Origin of the sequence: Lentzea sp. NPDC060358 (assembly GCF_042725365.1) — a bacterium.
Lineage (GTDB): Bacteria > Actinomycetota > Actinomycetes > Mycobacteriales > Pseudonocardiaceae > Lentzea.
Map to the genome: position 1 here is coordinate 1 of NZ_JBHXCW010000403.1, position 4,097 is coordinate 4,097.

Below are 4,097 nucleotides of genomic sequence, written 5' to 3' on the forward strand. Positions count from 1 at the left end.
GCTACCCCTAGCGGGCTCGGCCGGTCGCGAAGCGTCCGGCCTTTTCCGGCCGACCACAGCGCCTCGCAAGGGCCCCGAAGTCAAGCCCCAATCGCAATCGTCGCGGAGCGGCGATGCCACCCAGGTCTTTCGTCCGGGGGTGCAGGCCCACGCTGGAACAGGCACGGAACCAACGCAACAGGACCACGCCGGAACTCACGCAGAGCAACCCCACCCCACCACCACACGTCCGACCAACGTGGCACGGGTGACAAAACCTGGGTTGCCCGAACGCCACCCCAACCCTTCTGGCAGTGTGAGGAACATGAGGCGTCTCGGGGGAGTGCTGGCCGCCGCCGTCCTGTGCGGGGCGGCCGCGGCGTGCACGAACACGCCGCCTCCGCCGCTGGTCCCGAAGTCCGAGGCCCCCGTCATCACGACCACGGGGCCCAAGGTGACGGAGATCGTGGTCGGCGTCGACGACGTCGCGGGCGGCTACAACCCGCACGCCCTCGCGGCGCAGAGCCCCATCACGACGGCGCTCAGCTCGCTGCTGCTGCCGAGCGCCTTCCGCGCCGGGGCCGACGGCGCGCCGCAGCTCGACCGGAACCTCATGGTCAGCGCGAAGGTCACCAAGGCCGAACCGTTCACCGTCACCTACACGATCCGCAAGGACGCCAGCTGGTCGGACAGCGCGCCCATCGCCGCCGAGGACTTCTACTACCTCTGGCAGCGTATGCGCGTCGAACCCGGTGTCGTGGATCCGGCGGGTTACAGGCTCATCAACAACATCAGCGCCCGCGAGGGCGGCAAGGTGGTCGAGGTCGCCTTCGGCACGCCGTTCCCCGGCTGGCGGAGCCTCTTCGCGAACCTGTTGCCCGCGCACCTGCTCAAGGACGCGCCCGGCACGTGGTCCAACGTGCTGGCGACCGGGTTCCCCGCCACCGCGGGGCCGTTCCAGGTGCGCAGCCTCGACGAGCCGCGCGGTGAGGTCGTGCTGGAGCGCAGCGACCGGTACTGGGAGGTGCCGACCACGCTCGACCGGGTCGTCATCCGCAGGGCCACGCACAGCGCCATGGCCGAGTCGCTGTCCAAAGGCGACAACCAGGCCGCGTTGCTGCGTGCCGACGCCGCGGACGTGAACCTGCTCAAGTCCATTCCGAACCTCACCACGAAGCCCGTGCCGCGCAACGAGGTCGCGCAGGTGCTGCTGCGGCCCGCCAGCCAGCAGCTCGCCGACCTCGCCACGCGCAAGGCGGTCGTGGCGGCGCTCGACCGGGAGGCGCTCATCGCCTCCGGCACGCAGAGCGGGCCCAGCGCGCAGTTCCGGGCCGACTCCTACGTGGTGCCGCCCAGCCGCGCCGGCTACCTGAAGACCATCACCGCCACCACGTTCGACCCCGCGGCCTCCGAGCAGCTGCTCACCGCGGCCGGGTACGCCAAGGCCGGGAACGAGTGGCAGAAGGCGGGCAAGGCGCTCAAGCTCCGCATCGCCGCGCCGGAGAAGGTCGAGCCGTACGTGAGCCTCGCCGGCCGGGTCAAGGCGCAGCTCGCGGAACGCGGGATCGACTCCGAGGTCGTCACGCCGAACGCCGAGGAGCTCTTCAGCAAGCAGCTGACCGAAAAGGACGTCGACATCGCCGTCGTGCCGCGGGTGGACGCGGGCGACTCGGCGGCCGGGCTCGCGAGCGCCTACGGGTGCGCGGGCGAGGGCCCGGACGGTGGCGCGCCCGGTCCGGCGAACCCGGCGGGGTTCTGCGACCCGGCCGTCCAGGCCGACATCGAGGCCGCGCTGAGCGGCAAGGTCCTGCTGAGCGACGCCCTCGCGCGCGTCGAGCCGCTCATCGCCGCCCAGGCCGTCGCGGTGCCGCTCTTCCAGGTCGTCGACCTGCTCGGTGTGCTCCCGACGGTTTCGGGAGTCGACACCGGGGCACCCCTGGCGGGCGTGCTGAGCGGTGCACCCGAATGGCGGCGTCTGGACAGGTAGCCAACGGGTGGGAAATCCGTTGCGAACACCGTTTGGACGTTGCTACTTTCGGCGGCCGTCGTTGACAGAATTCTCCTCGCCCGGTCAACGAACGCTGGCGCCCGGTAATCGGGCCATTGCGGCGTGCTACAACCTGTTTCCATTGGGTCACGATCGCCCTCCCAGGTAGTGACCGCCGCCTCACCGGGTTTCTACCGTGCTGCCCACGATGTGCCGGTTCGGGGCGCGTATGGCACATCACGGTTATGGGCGTGCATGCCGACCAGGCCACGGCCGCCCAGTGCTAGGAGGGCACGTGTCGATGAGGAGAACCAAAGCACTTCCGGCGATCGCGCTGGTCGCCAGCGCGTCTCTCGTGCTGGGGGCCTGCGGTGGTGGCGGTGGGAGCAGCGACGCCGACGGTGGGGACGCCACCGTCGCGGAGATGGCGACCGCCCGCGGTGAGTCCGCGGACGGCTACACCGCGCCGGAGACGAAGCAGAGTGACCAGGTCGTCGTTTCGACCGACAAGCCGTTCACCTCGTACAACAACGCGACCGAGGACGCCAACCAGTCCTACAACACGTTCGCGTTGACGCTCGTGCAGCCCGGTGCGCACCTGCTGAACGGCAACAACAAGGTCATCCTGAACAAGGACGTCATGGAGTCGATCGAGGTCACCTCGAAGTCTCCGCAGGTCGTCACCTGGAAGCTGAAGAAGGGCGTCAGCTGGTCCGACGGCGAGGCCTGGGACTGCGACGACTTCTACATGGCGTGGTTCGCGCAGAGCAACTCGTCCAAGAAGGCCGACGGCGCGAAGTACTTCAAGCCGGCCGGCACCACCGGGTACGACCTGATGACCGGTGAGTGCAAGGACGACCAGACGTTCGTCGGCACGTTCTCGGACCCGTACCCGGACTACGAGGACATGTTCAACAACGACGTCCTCCCGGCGCACATCCTCGAGAAGAACGCCGGCATCGCCGACATCACCAAGCTCAACAAGGACAGCGCCGCCGCGGACATCCAGAAGGCCGCTGACTTCTGGAACGAGAAGTGGAACGGCTTCACCAAGGACCTCATGCCCGGCGCGGGTTCCTACGTGCTGACCGGCTTCGAGCCCAACCAGTCGGTGACGCTCGAGCGCAACCCCAAGTGGGTCGGCAAGCCCGGTGGCCCGGCCAAGATCATCCTGAAGGCGATCCCGGACCCCGTCGCGCAGGCGCAGGCGCTGGAGAACGGTGAGCTCGCCGTCAACTCCTTCGCGCAGCCGGACGCGAACGCGGCCACCAAGCTCAAGGGCCTCAACGCCCAGGGCGTCACGTTCGGCGCGGGCCCCGGCCTGTCGTTCGAGCACCTCGACATCCAGTTCAAGAACCCGGTGCTGGCCAACGAAGAGATCCGCAAGGCCTTCTTCATGTGCATCAAGCGCCAGGACATCATCGACAAGCTCATCAGCGAGGTGCAGTCCGACGCCAAGCCGATGGGCAGCCTGATCTTCTTCCCGAAGGACGAGGGCTACAAGGACGTCTACGGCGACAAGGCCAAGGGCGACGCGGCCGAGGCCAAGAAGATCCTGACCGAGGCCGGCTGGGCCCAGGGTGCGGACGGCGTCTTCGCGAAGGGCGGCACGCGTGCCTCCTTCCGGATCAGCCACACCGACATCCCGCGCCGCAAGCAGACCGTCGAGCTCATCCAGGGCCAGTGCAAGGAAGCCGGCATCGAGGTCAAGGACGACACCGACCCGAACTTCCTCGACGAGCGCGTCTCCGCCGGTGACTACGACGTGGCGCTGTTCGCGTGGTCCGGCTCGCCGTTCAAGGGCGGCAAGAAGTCGATCTACGAGACCGGTGGTGGCCAGAACTGGCAGAACCTGACGGTCCCGAAGGCCGACGAGGCCATGAAGAAGGCCGTGTCGCAGACCGCGATCGCCGACTCCCTGAAGTACTGGTCGGAGGCGGACGCGGAGCTCGCGAACTCCTACGGTTCGCTGCCGCTGTTCCAGATGCCGAACATGTGGGCCTTCAAGGGTCTCGACCGCGTGTACTTCCAGAGCTACTACGGCGCGCTGTGGAACGCCAACGAGTGGCAGACCAAGTAATCGCCATAGCTGAAGTGCGCAACGCCTGACCGGGCGGGGCCGGACCACGAG

Annotated in this window: 2 protein-coding genes; both read left to right on the forward strand. The window is 68.2% G+C overall.

Translation table 11 applies throughout. From position 1 onward, the window contains the following. The first annotated feature begins 304 nt into the window (after positions 1–304). On the forward strand, positions 305–1,966 hold the full coding sequence (locus tag ACFWGZ_RS39995; protein ID WP_382456803.1) for an ABC transporter family substrate-binding protein: 1,662 nt from the start codon (positions 305–307) through the stop codon (positions 1,964–1,966). A gap of 301 nt (positions 1,967–2,267) precedes the next feature. Next, entirely contained in the window at positions 2,268–4,046 is a 1,779-nt protein-coding gene (locus ACFWGZ_RS40000; RefSeq protein ID WP_382456804.1) for an ABC transporter family substrate-binding protein, read from the forward strand. The last annotated feature ends 51 nt before the right edge of the window (positions 4,047–4,097 follow it).

Coding starts and splice junctions, on each gene's coding strand:
- ACFWGZ_RS39995 (WP_382456803.1), top strand. CDS start 305: ATGAGGCGTCTCGGGGGAGTGCTGGCCGCCGCCGTCCTGTGCGGGGCG.
- ACFWGZ_RS40000 (WP_382456804.1), top strand. CDS start 2,268: ATGAGGAGAACCAAAGCACTTCCGGCGATCGCGCTGGTCGCCAGCGCG.